The sequence below is a fragment of the Bacteroides sp. ET489 genome (assembly GCF_030518095.1).
Taxonomy (GTDB): domain Bacteria; phylum Bacteroidota; class Bacteroidia; order Bacteroidales; family Bacteroidaceae; genus Bacteroides; species Bacteroides ndongoniae.
The window spans coordinates 112,918-129,069 of sequence record NZ_JAULLJ010000007.1; the positions used below are offsets into that span (position 1 = coordinate 112,918).

General features: G+C 43.1%; 24 protein-coding genes. 2 read left to right on the forward strand and 22 right to left on the reverse strand.

The features are described 5' to 3' along the window. Window positions 1–4: 4 nt before the first annotated feature. From Q3C19_RS05950 to Q3C19_RS06040, 19 genes are all read right to left on the reverse strand, one after another. Window positions 5–892, reverse strand: a complete 888-nt coding sequence (locus tag Q3C19_RS05950) for a hypothetical protein (protein WP_302727882.1) — start codon at window positions 890–892, stop codon at window positions 5–7. Between the two features lie 125 nt (window positions 893–1,017). Further along, entirely contained in the window at window positions 1,018–1,611 is a 594-nt protein-coding gene (locus Q3C19_RS05955; protein ID WP_302727884.1) for a hypothetical protein, read from the reverse strand. 65 nt (window positions 1,612–1,676) lie between these two features. After that, window positions 1,677–2,909, reverse strand: a complete 1,233-nt coding sequence (locus tag Q3C19_RS05960; protein WP_302727886.1) for a hypothetical protein — start codon at window positions 2,907–2,909, stop codon at window positions 1,677–1,679. 20 nt (window positions 2,910–2,929) lie between these two features. After that, window positions 2,930–3,991: an ATP-dependent Clp protease proteolytic subunit gene (locus Q3C19_RS05965; RefSeq protein ID WP_302727888.1), complete on the reverse strand. Its 1,062-nt coding sequence runs from the start codon at window positions 3,989–3,991 to the stop codon at window positions 2,930–2,932. Window positions 3,992–4,075: 84 nt separating this feature from the next. Then, window positions 4,076–4,564 carry a hypothetical protein gene (locus tag Q3C19_RS05970; protein ID WP_302727890.1) on the reverse strand — a complete coding sequence of 163 codons (489 nt, stop codon included), beginning with the start codon at window positions 4,562–4,564 and terminating at the stop codon, window positions 4,076–4,078. Next, window positions 4,551–5,132 carry a hypothetical protein gene (locus tag Q3C19_RS05975; RefSeq protein WP_302727892.1) on the reverse strand — a complete coding sequence of 194 codons (582 nt, stop codon included), beginning with the start codon at window positions 5,130–5,132 and terminating at the stop codon, window positions 4,551–4,553. The genes Q3C19_RS05970 and Q3C19_RS05975 overlap by 14 nt, the downstream gene beginning before the upstream one ends. Before the next feature lie 532 nt (window positions 5,133–5,664). Then, window positions 5,665–5,967 (reverse strand): hypothetical protein, encoded by a 303-nt coding sequence (locus Q3C19_RS05980; RefSeq protein WP_302727894.1) that lies wholly within the window; start codon window positions 5,965–5,967, stop codon window positions 5,665–5,667. Next, window positions 5,948–8,803 carry a hypothetical protein gene (locus tag Q3C19_RS05985; RefSeq protein WP_302727896.1) on the reverse strand — a complete coding sequence of 952 codons (2,856 nt, stop codon included), beginning with the start codon at window positions 8,801–8,803 and terminating at the stop codon, window positions 5,948–5,950. Before Q3C19_RS05985 ends, Q3C19_RS05980 begins: the two co-directional genes overlap by 20 nt. 34 nt (window positions 8,804–8,837) lie before the next feature. Then, entirely contained in the window at window positions 8,838–8,993 is a 156-nt protein-coding gene (locus Q3C19_RS05990; RefSeq protein ID WP_302727898.1) for a hypothetical protein, read from the reverse strand. 15 nt (window positions 8,994–9,008) lie between these two features. Further along, entirely contained in the window at window positions 9,009–9,242 is a 234-nt protein-coding gene (locus Q3C19_RS05995; RefSeq protein WP_302727900.1) for a hypothetical protein, read from the reverse strand. A 78-nt stretch (window positions 9,243–9,320) separates the two neighbouring features. After that, window positions 9,321–9,701, reverse strand: coding sequence for a hypothetical protein (locus tag Q3C19_RS06000; RefSeq protein ID WP_302727902.1), 381 nt, complete (start codon window positions 9,699–9,701; stop codon window positions 9,321–9,323). 4 nt (window positions 9,702–9,705) lie between these two features. Then, window positions 9,706–10,146, reverse strand: a complete 441-nt coding sequence (locus Q3C19_RS06005) for a hypothetical protein (protein ID WP_302727904.1) — start codon at window positions 10,144–10,146, stop codon at window positions 9,706–9,708. After that, window positions 10,133–10,789: an HNH endonuclease signature motif containing protein gene (locus Q3C19_RS06010; RefSeq protein WP_302727906.1), complete on the reverse strand. Its 657-nt coding sequence runs from the start codon at window positions 10,787–10,789 to the stop codon at window positions 10,133–10,135. Before Q3C19_RS06010 ends, Q3C19_RS06005 begins: the two co-directional genes overlap by 14 nt. Window positions 10,790–10,795: 6 nt before the next feature. Further along, complete coding sequence (locus Q3C19_RS06015; protein ID WP_302727908.1) at window positions 10,796–10,936, reverse strand: hypothetical protein; 141 nt, start codon at window positions 10,934–10,936, stop codon at window positions 10,796–10,798. Beyond that, a complete protein-coding gene (locus Q3C19_RS06020; RefSeq protein WP_302727910.1) occupies window positions 10,933–11,160 on the reverse strand; it encodes a hypothetical protein in 228 nt (75 codons plus the stop codon). Before Q3C19_RS06020 ends, Q3C19_RS06015 begins: the two co-directional genes overlap by 4 nt. Further along, the gene (locus tag Q3C19_RS06025; protein ID WP_302727912.1) at window positions 11,157–11,468 is read right to left on the reverse strand and encodes a hypothetical protein; all 312 of its coding nucleotides are present in this window, start codon (window positions 11,466–11,468) and stop codon (window positions 11,157–11,159) included. Before Q3C19_RS06025 ends, Q3C19_RS06020 begins: the two co-directional genes overlap by 4 nt. Window positions 11,469–11,498: 30 nt before the next feature. Further along, complete coding sequence (locus tag Q3C19_RS06030; protein WP_302727914.1) at window positions 11,499–11,621, reverse strand: hypothetical protein; 123 nt, start codon at window positions 11,619–11,621, stop codon at window positions 11,499–11,501. A gap of 17 nt (window positions 11,622–11,638) precedes the next feature. Then, window positions 11,639–12,199 carry a response regulator transcription factor gene (locus Q3C19_RS06035; RefSeq protein WP_302727916.1) on the reverse strand — a complete coding sequence of 187 codons (561 nt, stop codon included), beginning with the start codon at window positions 12,197–12,199 and terminating at the stop codon, window positions 11,639–11,641. Then, window positions 12,196–12,396 (reverse strand): helix-turn-helix transcriptional regulator, encoded by a 201-nt coding sequence (locus Q3C19_RS06040; RefSeq protein WP_302727918.1) that lies wholly within the window; start codon window positions 12,394–12,396, stop codon window positions 12,196–12,198. Before Q3C19_RS06040 ends, Q3C19_RS06035 begins: the two co-directional genes overlap by 4 nt. Window positions 12,397–12,588: 192 nt before the next feature. Between Q3C19_RS06040 and Q3C19_RS06045 the strand changes: the two genes are divergently transcribed. Both Q3C19_RS06045 and Q3C19_RS06050 read left to right on the forward strand, forming a co-directional pair. Further along, window positions 12,589–12,933 (forward strand): helix-turn-helix domain-containing protein, encoded by a 345-nt coding sequence (locus tag Q3C19_RS06045; RefSeq protein WP_302727920.1) that lies wholly within the window; start codon window positions 12,589–12,591, stop codon window positions 12,931–12,933. Between the two features lie 2 nt (window positions 12,934–12,935). Beyond that, window positions 12,936–13,574 (forward strand): hypothetical protein, encoded by a 639-nt coding sequence (locus tag Q3C19_RS06050; protein WP_302727922.1) that lies wholly within the window; start codon window positions 12,936–12,938, stop codon window positions 13,572–13,574. 588 nt (window positions 13,575–14,162) lie between these two features. On the opposite strand, the gene Q3C19_RS06055 is transcribed toward Q3C19_RS06050, so the two are convergent. The 3 genes from Q3C19_RS06055 to Q3C19_RS06065 form a co-directional block, all read right to left on the reverse strand. After that, window positions 14,163–14,513: a type II toxin-antitoxin system HicB family antitoxin gene (locus tag Q3C19_RS06055; protein WP_277121793.1), complete on the reverse strand. Its 351-nt coding sequence runs from the start codon at window positions 14,511–14,513 to the stop codon at window positions 14,163–14,165. A gap of 6 nt (window positions 14,514–14,519) precedes the next feature. Then, a complete protein-coding gene (locus Q3C19_RS06060; RefSeq protein ID WP_277121796.1) occupies window positions 14,520–14,777 on the reverse strand; it encodes a type II toxin-antitoxin system HicA family toxin in 258 nt (85 codons plus the stop codon). 517 nt (window positions 14,778–15,294) lie between these two features. Beyond that, window positions 15,295–16,002 carry a tRNA1(Val) (adenine(37)-N6)-methyltransferase gene (locus tag Q3C19_RS06065; protein ID WP_302727925.1) on the reverse strand — a complete coding sequence of 236 codons (708 nt, stop codon included), beginning with the start codon at window positions 16,000–16,002 and terminating at the stop codon, window positions 15,295–15,297. Window positions 16,003–16,152 lie beyond the last annotated feature (150 nt).

The window sequence follows — 16,152 nt, forward strand, 5'->3', positions numbered from 1 at the left end:
AACCTTATTGCAGCTCTGCCAAACGATATTCTATCTTCTCAACGAGAGCTTTCTGCTGCTCGATTTTCTTCTCGTACTTTACCCGTTTGGGGCACTCCGGAAGCGGGTTCTCTGCCCCGTCCTTGGGTTTGGATTCGCTGGAATAGAGCAGCATGTTCTGTGCCTTGGTGATTTTGCTCTTGGCGTTTGCTTTGGCTTTTTTCAGCTCCTCAATACTGAGGGAAGAGATGTCGGTTTCGTCATCGTCATCTTCTTTAGGCTTTTCTTCTTCCACTACTGGCTCGGCCAAGGCAGCATCGATTTCTTCTTCCATGACAGCGATCCTTTTCTCGTAGTTGTCACGGATGGCGGCCAGCAACTTCATGTTGTCACTCAGTGCGCCTATACGGGCTACCAGATCCTTGCGCTGCTTCATAACCTCGGTGGTATTTGTCTCGCCCAGTGCCTGCATCTGTCGGTAAAGGATGGAACGTTGCTTGTAGCGTTCGGCGAAGGTATGTATCACTTTCGCAATCTGCGGCGGATAGGCCGGCTGTTCGTCTTCTTCGCGTTGCAGGTCTGCAGCGGCTTCGGTCAGGATATTCTGTGCCACTGTTTCGGGAACTGTCTCGTTGCCACCGTCCTCGCCGACTTTGGCATCGTCATCGAGGTCCACGTCTGCAAATCGCGGATCATTGGGATTGTACCATACCTTAATCATCTGACGCATTTCGTAGAGGAGTTTTTCGCGAGTATGCGGTTTTTCTCCGATGCGTGCCATTTTGCCAACAGCAATGGGCTTGTAACCGGACTTTTGCAGGATGTTCACACCTTGACGGAAGTCCCGTCTGGAGGAATTGAGCCAGTCGATACCTTCGCGCCTGGCCTCGATGTAAGCTTGATTGATTTCCATATCTACTCTTTTGTTTGCCACAAATCTATTGCGATTTTTATTGCCGGTATAGGACAAATAAAAACCCGCCCCCACCAATACGGTGAGAAGCGGGAAAACCAATTATGTGCAAAATGGAGATATTCTTATGCGCCAGGTGCAGCAACCAGCAACGTTTCAACGTCACCTTCGTACACACACTTTCGAGGCGAAGTAAATGTGTAATGCAAGGAATTTTGGTTGCGGGCAGTAGAACTTGCCCCTGTCGTCGAACCGTCACCACTGGCACGCAGTGCGCCCCGGCGCTTGTCGCCCATCAGGTACCAGGTACCATTGTTGTCCTGTACAAGAAAAAACATCTTACGGCCTTTGGTCGCATTCTCGAAGCCGAAGATCTTCTTGCGCATCTTGGCGGATATGATATTCAGATCGTAGAGGAAGGATTCTCCGCCACTTTCTCCCTGGTCAGTAATCTTGAACTCGCTAACGTCGTCAGTGAAGTCCATCTTATAAGCCTTACAGCCCTGTTTCATGACGACATCACCCTTCAGGGTTCCTGCTTCTTCGAGCGTGAGAGCTGCTTCTGTCTTGGCGGGATAGTCCGGCCAGGTTGCAACATCGGCATGATAACCGAAGATAATCTGCGGGACAATACCGCCCATGTTATCCGGATTCTCACAATCCATTGCTTCGTTGATGTCATCAAGAGCAATGCATTCTTTGGGATCTACTTCTGCCATATTATACAAGTATTAATCGTTAGACAATGCGTGTAAGGGAGTCGCCTCCCTTACCGCTTCTTAATTTAGCCGACAGGGGTGTATTCCTGCGATACTTTCTCGACACTTCCCTTGGCGGGAGTCTTCTTTACCTCAGCCGGTGTTGTATAGCCTGCGGCCGCTCCGAATTCGATAGTGTATTCGGTACCGCCCGGAACAGCCACGTAGGTACCACTTTCGCGCCAGATTTCTTCCCCCTTGATACGCCACTTGGCACCATTGTTGATAGCCAGGTCAGTGGAAATAGTCACTTCGATGTAACCAAATTCATTGGTTGCAGACGGATCAAGAGGACGATCATTGACACAAAACTCCGCTTTATGTACACTGACAACCTGGAATCCGATGACATACTTGCCTGCTGCCGTGAACTTGTAGGGGTTACCAGACTGGAAAGGTTTGATTGATTTGAAATCGCTTTCCTTATCGAAACCATAACAGCAGTTCTCCTTAGTTGTCAGCATCACGAACTGGCTGTTGTCCGGCAGATTTGGCAGACGGACCAATTCGCAACGGTTGTTGGAGCCCAGCAGGTGCTGCGTATCACTGGTGTCCTCTTTCATGCCAATCACGATAGTACCTTCATCTTTACGCCAGTCGTCGTACATGTCTCCCAGATCATCACTGATGAACATCTTGATATTTTTCTTGCGTTTGAAGGTGCGTGGCATGTGCCGCCACATCTCCAGCAGCTTCTCTCCGATATTGGCACGGGTTAGTTCACCGGTCGTATAGACATTGCCCTCCAGGCTGGAGACATCACCCACTGCCTTGGCATCTTCGATGACGGTTCCCATACCGTCGAAGGCATCGTTGATGTCCTTATCTTCTTCTTTTGCACTGTATCGGGCAGTGAAAATAGCGAACAACAGATCGTTGGAGGCCAGTTCGTGGCCATGATTGATAAGCCAGAGTTCGAAAGGATGATCCTTGCGGATTGAACCTGGAACTTCTGCAATGTAGGTACGACGATAACGTTCCGGTTCGTCAGCCATCTCCATTACTACCGGACGGACAATCAGACGGCGGGGAACAATCTTTCCTTGGCTCTTGCCGGCCTCAAAGGTACCGGTGTACTTGCTGGAAACCGTACCTCCCTCTACCTTACCCAATTCGATAGAGTCCGTAATGCCCGGAATCGGTGTGAAGTGCTTCAAAACCTCGCTGGCGTCAAGCTTATCGACGGCTTTCAGGATGTCTTTGTGCTTCTTTACCGCAGTCAGTACCGCGGTAATGTCAATAGGTGTTTTAAAGTCCATAAAGTTAAGGTTTAAGTTAGTTATTCATTTTCATAATGGTTGATAGGGTCGGTAGCGATATCAGCGTACTTGTTGACCTCAGTGGACTCCTGTTTGGTGGATGTCTGGGTACCAGGTACCTTGTTGATAACGTTCCGGATCACCTGAACTTTCGCCTTGTTGTCGGCGGCAGCTTTCACCTGGTCACTCAGGCTATCGAGGTCGTCCACAACCGCTTTCAGTGAGTTCTCGGCAGTAGTCTGTCCGTCTTTGGCCGACCGGATGGCGTCGTTGATGGCCTTCAACTGGTCGACAGTAAGGGTTATCTTGCCCTCGTTCTCTTCCAAGCCCTCAACATTGAGAACCTGGTTAACAGAAATAAATTCTTTTCGCATGGTCGTTACAATTTTGTTAGTAATAGGATTCTCTTTGGGCTTGAAAAAGTCCTTGATGCCGGCAACTATCTGGTCAACCATGGATGGTGTGCTGTCCGGCTTCGCCTCTTCGATGACAGGAAGCGGAAGGCCCATCGCGTTGAAACAGTTCGTCAGTTCGTCGGTCACCTTGGCCCGCTTGTTGATGCCTGGAATGATTTCGTCAACAAAGCCCCATTCCTTCACTTCGTCAGCGGCAATCCACTTGGATTCTTTCATCAGTGACAGCACATCTTTTACCGTCTTGCCGGATCTGTCGGCATATTTTTTTGCAATCATCAAGTCAATGGCTTCAGCACTCTGCTTACTGCTCTGCAATTCTTTGATTTTGTCATCCAGCTGGTCGGCATTGAGTGAACCGTAGATATCAACTCCCACGCTACATTTGTGTGCCAGCCACATGCCGTCGGCGTGCATTTCGATACGCTTGGCACCGAATGCCATCCAAGTGGCAGCCGATGCATTGAATCCGATGAATTCAACGGTCACGTCTCCATGCTCAGCCAGGAGATTACTGATGGCCACAGCTTCGGCGACATCTCCGCCGTAACTTGTCACCTTCAGGCGGACAGGTTTACCCTTTGCCTTATCCAGAAAATACTTCATGTAGTTCTTATCATACCAGTATTGGCTGATGGAACCGAAAAGAGTGATTAAAACTTCATTCATACCTTATTTTTTACGCAAAGAAAAACGCAAAAAAAACAGTGCTCAAGGACATTGGGCACTGTGAAAAGCTATATAATACGTTATTTACAATGTTTTTTCTTCAAAATCCGAGAGAAAAATGGAGGGTTCATCCTGTATACAAGCAAACGAGAAAGATGTACCGTTTCTAGAGGAAGCTGACTGGCCGGATGTCTTGCTGTTAGTAAAAATCAACAATGCGTCTTCTTGCCCACAAAAATGTACTTCTCCATTCGAATCCTGTGCAACTACATACCATAAGCCACGCTCCAATTCTTCAATGACCGAATGGTTATCCAATGAAAGTCGTGGTATAACACCTTCTATCGTGATATTCCAATAATCACCTACATCTCCAGTATTTTTCTCTTCATTATAAATATATGTATCATTGGATAAGACTGGGATGTCAATCACGTCATCACGCCGCACCAGTTCGAGGAAATTTAAGTTGTTCACATAATCCTTCCGAATCCGATGGAAAGAGGTAGGAGGAATGGCATACAAATGCAACAATCCACCCAAATTGTCGGTGTTAAGGTTAATGGTTTTCATAAACGATTCTGCCTTGCTGGGAAATTGTCCCATAATCGGACAACTTCCCCATGATTATTTTATCAATATATTCAAAAATGGTCTGGTTATTGGCTGTTTTCTTCCCGTTATGGCGATTGTATTCCCGCCGAATAGTATCGTACGACCAACTGTCTTCGTCGAAGCCAAACTTACTTTGGAAGTTACGAATGGCGGCCGATAATGGAAGACCCATACAAACATTGGTATCCAAATATAAGAATAACATCTGCTTGATACGTCTTTCAACTTTGAGACCAAATCCCACAACATCCGAATTGCTGATGCTCCAACCGTATCGGTAGAAATCATCTTTCCTGATTTCGATGGGTACACTGGCTGTATAACGGATGTTATTCCGGTATTTATTTTCCCAGCGCCCCTGTTTGCCTAACCTACCCAAAAAATCAGCCTGAAGTTCTCTGTCAGAAGACAGATCTACAATCTCGTCCCAGACTTCATCAGGATCATTGAAGTTAGCAAGTAGGAATTGTTTGACATATGGCTTGCAAGGGAGCCAGCACACAAATCGGTCTCTTTTCTTACTCATAATTAATTGGTTTATATACAAAAATACGAATAATATTGAATTTCTACAATATTAATATTGAAAATTATAAATATTTACATTTTCAACTGAATTGATCTTGATTTTGCAGGATAATAGTTTTAATTATCCTGATAGATAATAATTTTGCAGGATTTTTTCGATACTTTGTAACCTGTATCCAACGAACCCATAAACAACTGAATAACAAATCGTTAAATTTTACACAAAAAACAAATTAGACTTTGTAACTCCAGATACACTTTGTAACCTTACATCTTTAATCGTTGTGTATCGACTAAAGTTACAAACTTTGATTTTTTGTAACCTAAGTTTGTAACCTCTTTTGTAACTCCCTTAATCTTTTCTTTTTCAAATGATAACTCTCTTTTGCAAACAAAGGTTACAGAGTTACAAAAATTTAGTAGTAAAAAAGGAAAAGGTGCGGAAAACCAACTAAGGGCATTCCCCGACTACGCTAATAAGAAAAGTAAAAGCCGCTGACATTTGTGCCAGCGGCTTCTGCTTATGTTATCTATGTACCACGGATTGTTGCTGCCCAAATATCTGGCGGCACGTGTTTTCGTTTAAGTTTGGTGTAATCATCGTTCAATTCGAAATCCACCCAATGATCAGATGCTGTCAGAAATGCCCCCACTGCAACAAGCAACCATGGTAGTTTATCCGAAGTTGCCTGCAGGTTAATACGAGTGTTAGGTTTCATTAGTTCCAGATAATCATAAACCTGGTGTATATATTCAGCTGCAGTATTATTCCGCAACATATCAGACAAATATTTGTCATAGTTGCGTATATATTCAGAACGGGAGATTTCCATCTTCTTCTACTTTAGGGTTGAATACTCCATCTTTTGCCTTAGTTCGCAAATAAATCATTTCCTTCGTCTCACCATCCACTTTCTTAAGTAAGCGTCCGTCTTTATTAAGAAATTCTTTGGGGTTCATTTCATCGATATATGGACATAGTTCCACAAAGCCACGCAAAGCTTTTGTAAATCGTTGCATACTCCAGAACCCTTTGCTAACCTTAGCGAATGCTATGAAATCATCATATGCTTTAGTACGTTGAACGAATGTATTTACATTCTCACCCTCCTCTGCGAAATACCCATATACCCAATCTTCGAAGCTAGCACCCATGTCTGCTTTGTATTTTCGTTTAACAATGTTGTCCATAGGAGGCTGAATCTTAATGCCACGGCATGCCATAGACAAGTAGAACTGAAGACACTGTGCAAAGAAATTGCAATCCTGGTTCCAATTATCTTCCGTATAGTCAGTTGTTGTCATCAGATTACGACCAAAATCATCACGAATACTACGGCTTTCCAGATAGTCATTCTCTTGTGTTTTCTCATGATAGTAATCCGAAAATACCAAATAGAGTAGCCGAGCATTGGTTGACGGATCAAAATCACGGGGTACATAGTTCGTTGTAAAACCAAATTTAGGACTGTCCTCGAACTCGATAAAAAAAGACTTGTTATTCTTGGGATTAACAGTCATACCACTGGTAATACAATCGTAAAACTGTGAAATCGGCAGATAACGGTCGCAATCGTCTACCAAAACAAAGTCTGTATGTTGGTCAACTTGGTCAAATACGTGTGGGTTGTCCAATAATTTAGGATTACGGCCGGATAGGCTGACGGTTCGCATGAAGAATCGGAATGCTTTGAATAGGAATGATTTTCCGCTACGTCCATTGCATTCGTCTTCGTCGCCAATTTTGTTATCCATGGCATATAAAGCCCATGCACGTGAGGGTGATTTGTATCGGTGCAGATTATATCCGATAGCATAAATCTTATTGATGAGGTTCAATTTCTGTTCTGCTATCTCTTCGGTAGAGAGCAGAGGTCCGGCAATATCAAACTTGTGCTCGTTACGGTAGTGCTCAGCTTCTTCTACACCCTTGTCTGCCCAAGCATATTCCAGTTCCTTGCGCCAATACAGGCGACTGGTATTAATCAAGTAATTGAAAAAAAAGCTATTATGTTGGTTGACTGTGATATCAAAGACATGGTTACCTTCTACATCATTCGATTGTATAATGGTAAACATAGGTGGCAACACCTTTACTTTATGCGGTATCACATTGTTATCCCACACGCTACGGTTGTCTGGCAACATTCCTTCATGGGGTGTGATACCGTCTTTGGTGACCTCCCAACTACAATCTTTGAAGAACAAGTATTGACTGGTAGCTGTGTAGTTGGTGAAGTCCAGGTCAATCTCATCCAGTTGCGACAGTGAGGCCTCACTGGTTCGTGGTGAGTCAAGTATCAGGTTACGTATCTCAACGGGTAGGAATCTCTCCCTTGTGAACTTTTTCAGGAAGGCTGATATGTCTTTGGCTTTAATCTGGCTGACGGTGCAGCCATCAATGTGGATGTAGCGCACGTTGTCGATGTTGTCATCGTGCAGGGCGTAGAATCCATTCAATGTAAGGAAGTAGTGCAGGTAGGCTGTGTTGATACTGTATGTCTTCTTCTTGCTGCGTTCACTCCAGCTTTCTTCCCAAAAGCGGGCAGGCATGGCCAGCGTCATCAGATTGCGAAAATCTTCATTTGTCGGGCGCAATTCCACAAAGTCACGAAAATCTTTCCGTGGTTTGCCCCTGCGGTCGCGATGCTGGGCGAGCCACGACGGCAACCAGATAGTATGTATGTCCAGAAAGCGTAAAGCCAATTCACGTCCCTTGCGAACACCAGTTCCGTCGATATCTGGGATGTTATAGATACGTTCTACGTATTTATAAATCTCTTTGATTTCTTCCGGAGACACTCTGTAGGTTTCCGAGTTGAACCATAACGGATGGTAGCCCAGGGCGCGCAAGCATAGTGAGTCACGCTCACCACTGCAAATGAAACATTCGTCCAGTTTCTTCTCTTTGTAAGGCTGGTCCTGGTTCTTGGGATCATTATAGAACAACTTTTCCTCCTGGGCATTGAAGTCACGGTAAGCCTTTTGCAGTTCAGCCAGGCCGTTGATGTAGAGCTTGGGCTTAACTCCGTCCGGTGTGTAACTGAATCGCCATTGCTTGTCTGGATTCAAGGGCTCGTAGATCTTATAAAACTTATCCGTCGAACCATCCTTCTTACGCACTGTACATTCGCGCATAAAGATTGGGTAAGTAGCTGTCGTGTACTTGGTAGTCACTTCCCGGTTCCGGACGTAGGAGATAGATTTGGCCACAAACCAGTGCAGGGCATCCACATGCTCCTGCTTCACCCGCGGGCCGAGGATAGCCAGTTGCTCGGCGGTGAACTTCTCTTCCAGCTCGAAGAACCGGCTTCCTTCTTTCTCATCAGCGGTTGCCGGTCGTTTGCGAATGTCTGGCTTGTTCACGGATCGCTTCAATTCGTCTGTCACGTTGTAGCGTGAGGCCAGTATGGATATGGCTTCCGGAAATCGCACGTTTTCTTCCTGCATACAGATGTCAATAGGGCTCATGGCCGTACCGCTGTCGCCAAAATCGGTGACCTTGTAGCAGTCGTCGTACTTCTTGAGGCAGGCGGAAGCATCGTCCTCGTCGGGGCGGCGCTTGAATTTCTTTTTGTTATCTATGCATCCTTCCGCTTGCGGATAGTAATATAAAATGATATCCAGTCCGTGGCGAGTGGCAGCATAGATGTCAGTGACTTTGATCATGGTTCATTGTTTTTGAGGGATGTAGCAAAGGTGATTATTGCTGGCGTGAAGTGCAAGGACGGGAATCCTTGAACACTTGAATGAACGTAGTCGCCAGATAGCGGTACAGTCCTTGGTGTTTCTCAGGTTTGTCCGGCATGCCGGCTACCTTCAAATTGCTGACACAATCCTTTTCGTGGTCTATTTCCACGCCTACTATGATTTTTTAGTCTGTATTATCACAGAAAGTGATGAAAGCACTTTCTTTCGTATCGCCCAGCTGGTCGGAGAAATACCAGGTGTCTTGCTCGGGTTTCTTATCAAGTTTCACCCTGCAATAGATTTTTGTTTCCCCACCCTTTCGAATAAGTTGTTTTTCGGCCACGGTTCCGATTTCACCGGTTGCCAGTACGCGGATGCGCGCGCCTTTCTTTATACTATTGTTGTAAAGTTTGTTCATAACTTGCTGAGGTTTTGTAATTGTTTGATTATCAGTATGTGTTAACTTGCCGCTGCCTAAGCCGGACTTAGATGATACCTAAGTACGGCTTAGATGGGTAGCTGGGCAGCTATTCTCAGATTCTTTTTCATTCGATAAAGATTTTTCATTAAATTGGCATGTTCCAAGCACTTTTTTCCAGGATAGGATGAAAACAACCTTGTCGTTGTAGCCTTTCACTCTCACCATCCAAGCTCCATACACACCATTATTGTAGTGGTCGAGTTCCATCGGTATCGTGTGAGGATATTTTTCATTTAGACTGGCTATCTCATTCTCGACATCAGCCTTGAATGCGTCCATCGATAAATCGTCTGGTACGAAGCGTTGATTGAATTGTCTGATGTAGTCCTGCAGTTCTTTCCCCTTTTTATTAAAAGCAGAGTAGTTGGTGATATAATCTATAAAGTATGCTGCCATAATATCATTGGTTAATTTGTTGTTTATCAAATTCATTCATATACTTCCGATATTCAAGTTCGGTTTTAGCAAGGTTTACGAGTGTGTTCACACCCTGAAATACTTGCTTGGCTTGTGACACTGCAGACGGGTCTTTCTTCACAGCCTCAATCTGCTGCATCACGGTGTCTCGAAGTTGCTGAATGATGGTAGGATTAACGGTCGACACACTGTCGAGCCGTTTGTTGGCCAGCACGATGACCTGTGCCGATACGGGCTTGAACTTCTCCAGCTTGGCCGGAAGGTTGATGTAATTGAACACGAGCGTCTGCCCGTTGTTCAGGTAGATTTCCACTTCATCGCCATCATCGCCTGTACCATCACAGTAGTTCAGAATGACAACTTCTTCGTTCTTATAGAGGAATGGCTTGTTCACCATGTCCTTCAGTCTGTCAAGTGCGTTCATGGTTCTTATTTTTGTTGGTTTCGTTGATGGCTCGTGTCAGCCTGGCTTTCAGGTATATCAGTTCCTGCACGTCTTCCGGCAGGTTGTGCATCGTATTGCGACGCATCAGTTCGGCATCGCTGATGCACTCCAGGTTCTCAAGCACGCAGTTTTGCGTGTCGCCGTCTCGGAAGACGATATTGTGGCCATTGGGCACTGGTCCGTTTGCCTGTGTCCAAATTAGAATATGCTTTTGAATCCATTGACCCTCGGCAATGCGGACGTAGAGGTATTTGTGTCCGTTCAGGTCTGTTCTGACACTTTCAGCACCGTCGTGACGTGTGTTATGAGGTTTATGGCCTTTACGAAACATGGTACTGCTGCATCGTTCATACATTTCCGGAGACATTTTACGTCCTTTATTGGCGGGCGTATGTCCTTTTTTGAAACGGTTGGCACTACCCAGCTTGGATAATTTGTCGGCGCTCTCACGGGTTATGCGCTCAATATATTGTGGGGACTTTCGCAATCCTATTAAAAATGCTTTGCCATATACACTACATTCTGATCGTCCCAACAGCTGCGCAATTTCACGTGTGCTATGATCTGGATAGAGAAGGCGGATTTGCTCAATCTCATCCACTGTAAAAGGTTTGCGTTTCATAGACATTCAACTTATAACGACAGCATTATATTCGTAATTCTCTTCTACCTTGTTGACAAATACAAGGTTAATAAATCCTGCGTCCATTACTACGTCAGCTTCAGGGTCGCACTCTTCGAGTCTTTCTATCAGTTCTTGCACGGTCATGGTTCTTCAGGGATTAAATTGAACACTCGATTGATGGTTTCGGACAGTTTTTCTCCGAATGGGAAATCATCTTCATGCTCTACAGTAATTCTAACCAGATTGTCTTCGCTATCAGTATCGAAAGGCAAATCTCGCTGTATCTGCACCGGCCACTTTTCCGTTCGTATGCGCTCCATCAGCGCATCGGCCAGTACAGAGTTTATTTCAAAAGCACATGTTTTCATTTCAGCTCGGTCAAATGTTCCTCCATCAGCTTCGGCAGGTCTTCTATCAGCCTTTCCATACAGGCATGATATGGCGTCTCCTTGCACGTAATGATGAACGTACTGTAATCTTCATCTATATCTCTGATTTCCTCCACCTGAATGTAGGGCAAGGCATCGATGGCATCAACCAGCGGTAGCCTTTTCTTCAGCGCAAAGCTGCATGAGCATACCAGACGACCGCTGGAGGTAGGCCGCGGCATCCAGATTCTGTACCTACCGTCCGGAGTCGATACGGAGGCAAAACCTTTTTGATTATTGTTTTCCATTTCAATACTGTTTTATTGGTTCATAAATCGTCATGTCCCACAAGGCGGATTCGAACCGCCGGTGAAGATGTAGTTTACCATCCGTCCGCCATTCGGACGTAGTTGCGGGGTGTTGCCCTTGCGGCCTTCACAGATGGCTCGGGCTTTTGCCAAAACAAATTATCATGAGTTTATTTCAGATGGTTTGCATACCAGTAAGCAACCATTTCAGCTACGCTACCGACTCGGATCTTGGCTTTGATATTCTCTCGATGACGGTTCACGGTACATGGCGAGATGTGCAGTTCATCGGCTATCTGTTCCGTCTGTAGATTATTGGCATATAGACGGAATACATCCAGTTCTCTGTCTGTTAGATGAGTATTCAGTTCAGGCTTGCATACCACTCCCTCCAACGGACACTCGCCTCGAAGCGGACAACCAACTTCTTCAAACTGGAACACCCCGTGATGGTTGATATCAATGGCACCTTGGTTATAGTCGCCGAAGTTGCACCTAATGAATCGGTGAACCACCTTGTATTCATACCAGGTACGATTCATTGAGCTGGATGAGTATAGTTTCATCAGAGCTGTGTGTGCCTTGGGGTAGCGCTCACGGATGGCGGCCAGCATCTCGCATATCACGTCGCGACAGTTCTCCGTCAGTAAGTAGGCCGGTTGGCCAACTGGCTTAACCATAACTTCGCCTTCGGGAGTGTTGTAGAATTCGATGTTTGTCAGGTCTTTCATTGCTTTGTCGGGAACAGTTCTTCTACACTCATGCCGAGGTATTCGGCAATTGCCTTCTGTTTTAACGGATGTGGTATTATATCTCCATTCATCCAGCGATAAACAGATTGCACAGACGATGATGTCAATTCAGCAATCTTCTTAATTGTGTCAAACTGCTGGTTTGGCAGGCTCTTAATGTAGTCTCTAAATACCATATTGAATCATTTATTGATTAATTATTTGTTTTCTCAGAAAGATAATATCAATTTAGTAACGCAAATTATATTATCACGGTGCAAATATAAGTCATTATTTGACTAACACAAAATAATTAAGTCGTTTTTTAATTTATAAAATGCTAATTAATGACTTATGTACTGTCTGTCAAATAATTATCTTTAAATATTATGGATAAGATATTAGAAAACATTAGAAGTATCAGAGAATCAAAAGGATATTCTCAAGAGTCGTTCGCAGAAATGCTAAAACTGACTCAACCTGCTTATGCGAGATTCGAACGAGGAGCTATAAAAACTGACTTAAAAACAGTTCGTGCTGTCGCTGACGCTTTTGGTATGACACTAATTGATTTAATAACCTATCCAAAGAAGTATGTCGAATTAGATACAATAGGTTCAAATAATAAAACAGAGGTAAAGGCTACATTGACTATTGAAATGGGGAAAGAAAAAAAAGATCAGGTATTCCGTTTCATATTCGGTGATCATGATGTAGAAATAGCCAATAAATAGTTATGGATTATAGTTTTAATATATTGCATACATTTCCTGTGGAAACAGATTTTTCATTCTACACTGAATTGGAAAAGATGAGATTTAAGCGTTTGGACGACCCATTTAAAGACGATCCTGTTTTCTATGGAGGATTTTTGTATGATTATGAATCAGATAGCGTCGTTTCAGTTTATGTAGAACAGGAAGAGGTTTCGTTTAATGGCATCTATTCTAAATACATCTCTATATATAAAGGAAATAAGAAATCAGGGCAGGTTATATATTATGGCTTAAAGCCTGAATCAAAGTTTGTTTTTCAGATACTATTTTCTCATTTGTTTCCATCAAAGGGATTTATAAACCAATATGAGGAATCTGTCTTAGGTAGAGAATATAAATTAATTTCAAAGTTTAATTTAGAAAATGAACTTAATACATTAGGATTTGAAAGTCAAAACAAATCTCAAGAATGCCTATTTACTAATAAGAACTATTCTATATACTGTGCTGTATATGATGGAGAAAATTTTGATGATGAAGGCCATCCTACAGGGATGGTTATAGAGAATAATGTGGGTAAAACGTTATACAGAGGAAGGATGCCCGAAGACATATATGAATTATTTGAAATACTGTATCGCTGTGAAATTAACTGTTAATATTCAAATATCAGCAAGAAGTAATATATAGGACTGATTATCAGATATTAGCTTAGTTCAGACACTAACAGACAGAAACAAACAAATCGACAAATAATAAGAGACTGCTAACTTTTATTATCAGGATATATAGAGATGGAATTAAGTTCCCGCTACCCCGACAAAGAAATAAAAGCCTATCATCTTGATAATTAGCAATTAAGATGGTAGGCTATTTTCATCTTGTAGATTAAAAAAAAGGAAAAACATCTCACTTTTGAGATTATATGCGTATCCTTTTGCGTATCCTTAAATTTTCCGACTTCGTTTCGTCCGTCACGTCACACCCTCAGCCTTCTTAATGACAGTACGGGTAAGCGTATGTAGCAGTGTCCCACTCTAAGAAACTTCTGTTACAATCCTGCCAAAATTAATTCAAATATTGTCATATCGTATAACTTTGATTAATAATTTCATATGAGAAATCTACTTATAGAGAAAATTACAAGGCTAGTCGGACAAAACAATTAAAAGAAGTTCGTTTTTAGGCAAAAAGAAAGCGTGACTACTGAGATAATCACGCTGAAAGAATATTAATCTTGAATCGTTTTACATCGCACACTCATGCTCCAGCTCATTGGCTATGGCCTTATTGATAAAATCATTGATAGTCATACCTGTACTTGCAGCAAATGCAGCCACACGAGCATGAAGTTCAGAAGTCATACGCAGATTAAGTTTCCCGCTGAACGGTTTTAGCGGCTCAACGCCATCCGCTTTGCACCCTTCGAGATAACTATCGATTCCTTCTTCAAAATCCTTTTGGAGTTCGTCGATGGTAGTCCCTTCATAAAGAATCAAAATTTTATTGCCCATTCCTTGCACTTTACCACAAAGGCAATTATCTTCTTTGCTGTATTCTACAGAACCCTTATAACCTTTATATTCCAAATAATCCATAACTCTTTATATTAAACCGTTATTCTTCAAATGTTGATAAATTACTTTCATCATCCACGCTTTCATAATGCTTCCTAGGTGTGGACGATGTATATCTATGTACTGCCCCGTTTCTTCGTTCTTGAAACGAATACGAGAACCGGGAGTAGCCCCTTTGTTGTGCCTGATGTAACCGAAGTAACCAAATAAAGACAGGCTTTCTTCAAAGGTAAAGTCCTTTGGCAGTTTCTTAAATCGTTCTATCAATTTTTCCTTTGCCCCCATTGCATTTTCGTTTTACGCAAAAGTACTAAATATGGTACTAAAGACAAAGTCTTTTATACAAAAAATAGCAATACCATAAAGATACCGCTATTCAGATATTCCATATCTAAGATTTTAAATCGTTCGATTTAATATAAATTCCGTAATGTTTCTGCCAACACCTACCCCTTTTAAGGTTGAAAGCTTTTTTACATCTCAATATCATTCTCAGCTTCTCTGCCTATCCTCTTGACAACTTCAATCTCATTCAAAACAAAATTTACATTCCCAACAAAGGCGATGTCCCACTTTCCTCACTACATACCAAATCAAAAATCACATATATAATCATGTTATCTCACAACATAAAAAGCCACAAGCGCATCATCACACTATATACAGGCAAAATAAAATCATATCCCATACCCTGTGTTATAAAAGGAAGCGTATTCCCACTTTTCAAAACACAAAGGAAATGATAAAATATTCAAGACAAAATAAACATTCTGCTCATACAATATACTGCCTCACACTCAGACTACATCTTCAGATAAAATTCACGAGTTAAATCTACATACTCTTTGCTATACCCTCCTGCCGCTTGCTCAATGCACAATTCTTCATTGATACACTCTCTTTTCTCGAAAGAGAAAGCTAACATTACCCGACGACATGGTTTTCCGGGTTTGGTAAAAACACGCATACGACGTACCGGATACAACTGATGCATCCAAGCTACATCTTCAACGGTCTGCTCCACTTCGAAAGGTATTATAATGGCTATCACTCCATGAGGTTGTAGCAGATGAGACGAATGGCGGAACAGCAAATCATAGTTCAGACTGTCAGTATGGCGCGCTACAGAACGTTGCTTGTCAGGCGACTTCAATGCATCAAGAAAATACGGAGGATTGGATACGATAAGATCGAAACCTACCTCGGAACTGTAATTCCGGAAATCACAACACAAAACCGTCATCCTGTCCTTCCACGCCGAACGCCCTATATTTTCTTCTGCCTGTTCTGCTGCAGCTTTGTCTATCTCAACTCCAACAATCCTTGCCTGAGGCGCACGCTGAGCCAACTGCAAGGCTATCAAACCTGTACCGGTTCCGACATCCAACACATTCGTGCATCCCTCAACCGGCGCCCACGCTCCCAACAATACGCCATCCGTACCAACCTTCATGGCACATTTGTCATGCCATACGGTAAAATGTTTAAACTGAAAAAAGTTGTTCGACATAGAAATCTTTGTTATTGACGCCCAAAAATAAGCAAAGAATAAAAAGATTGATGCATTTTGGCATCGTTTTTGTGTTTTTAAAGAGAAAGTAAGCTGTTATAATTGAAGAAATAGCTAAATTTGCGGCGCTTTATTGGCCAGCCAATATGA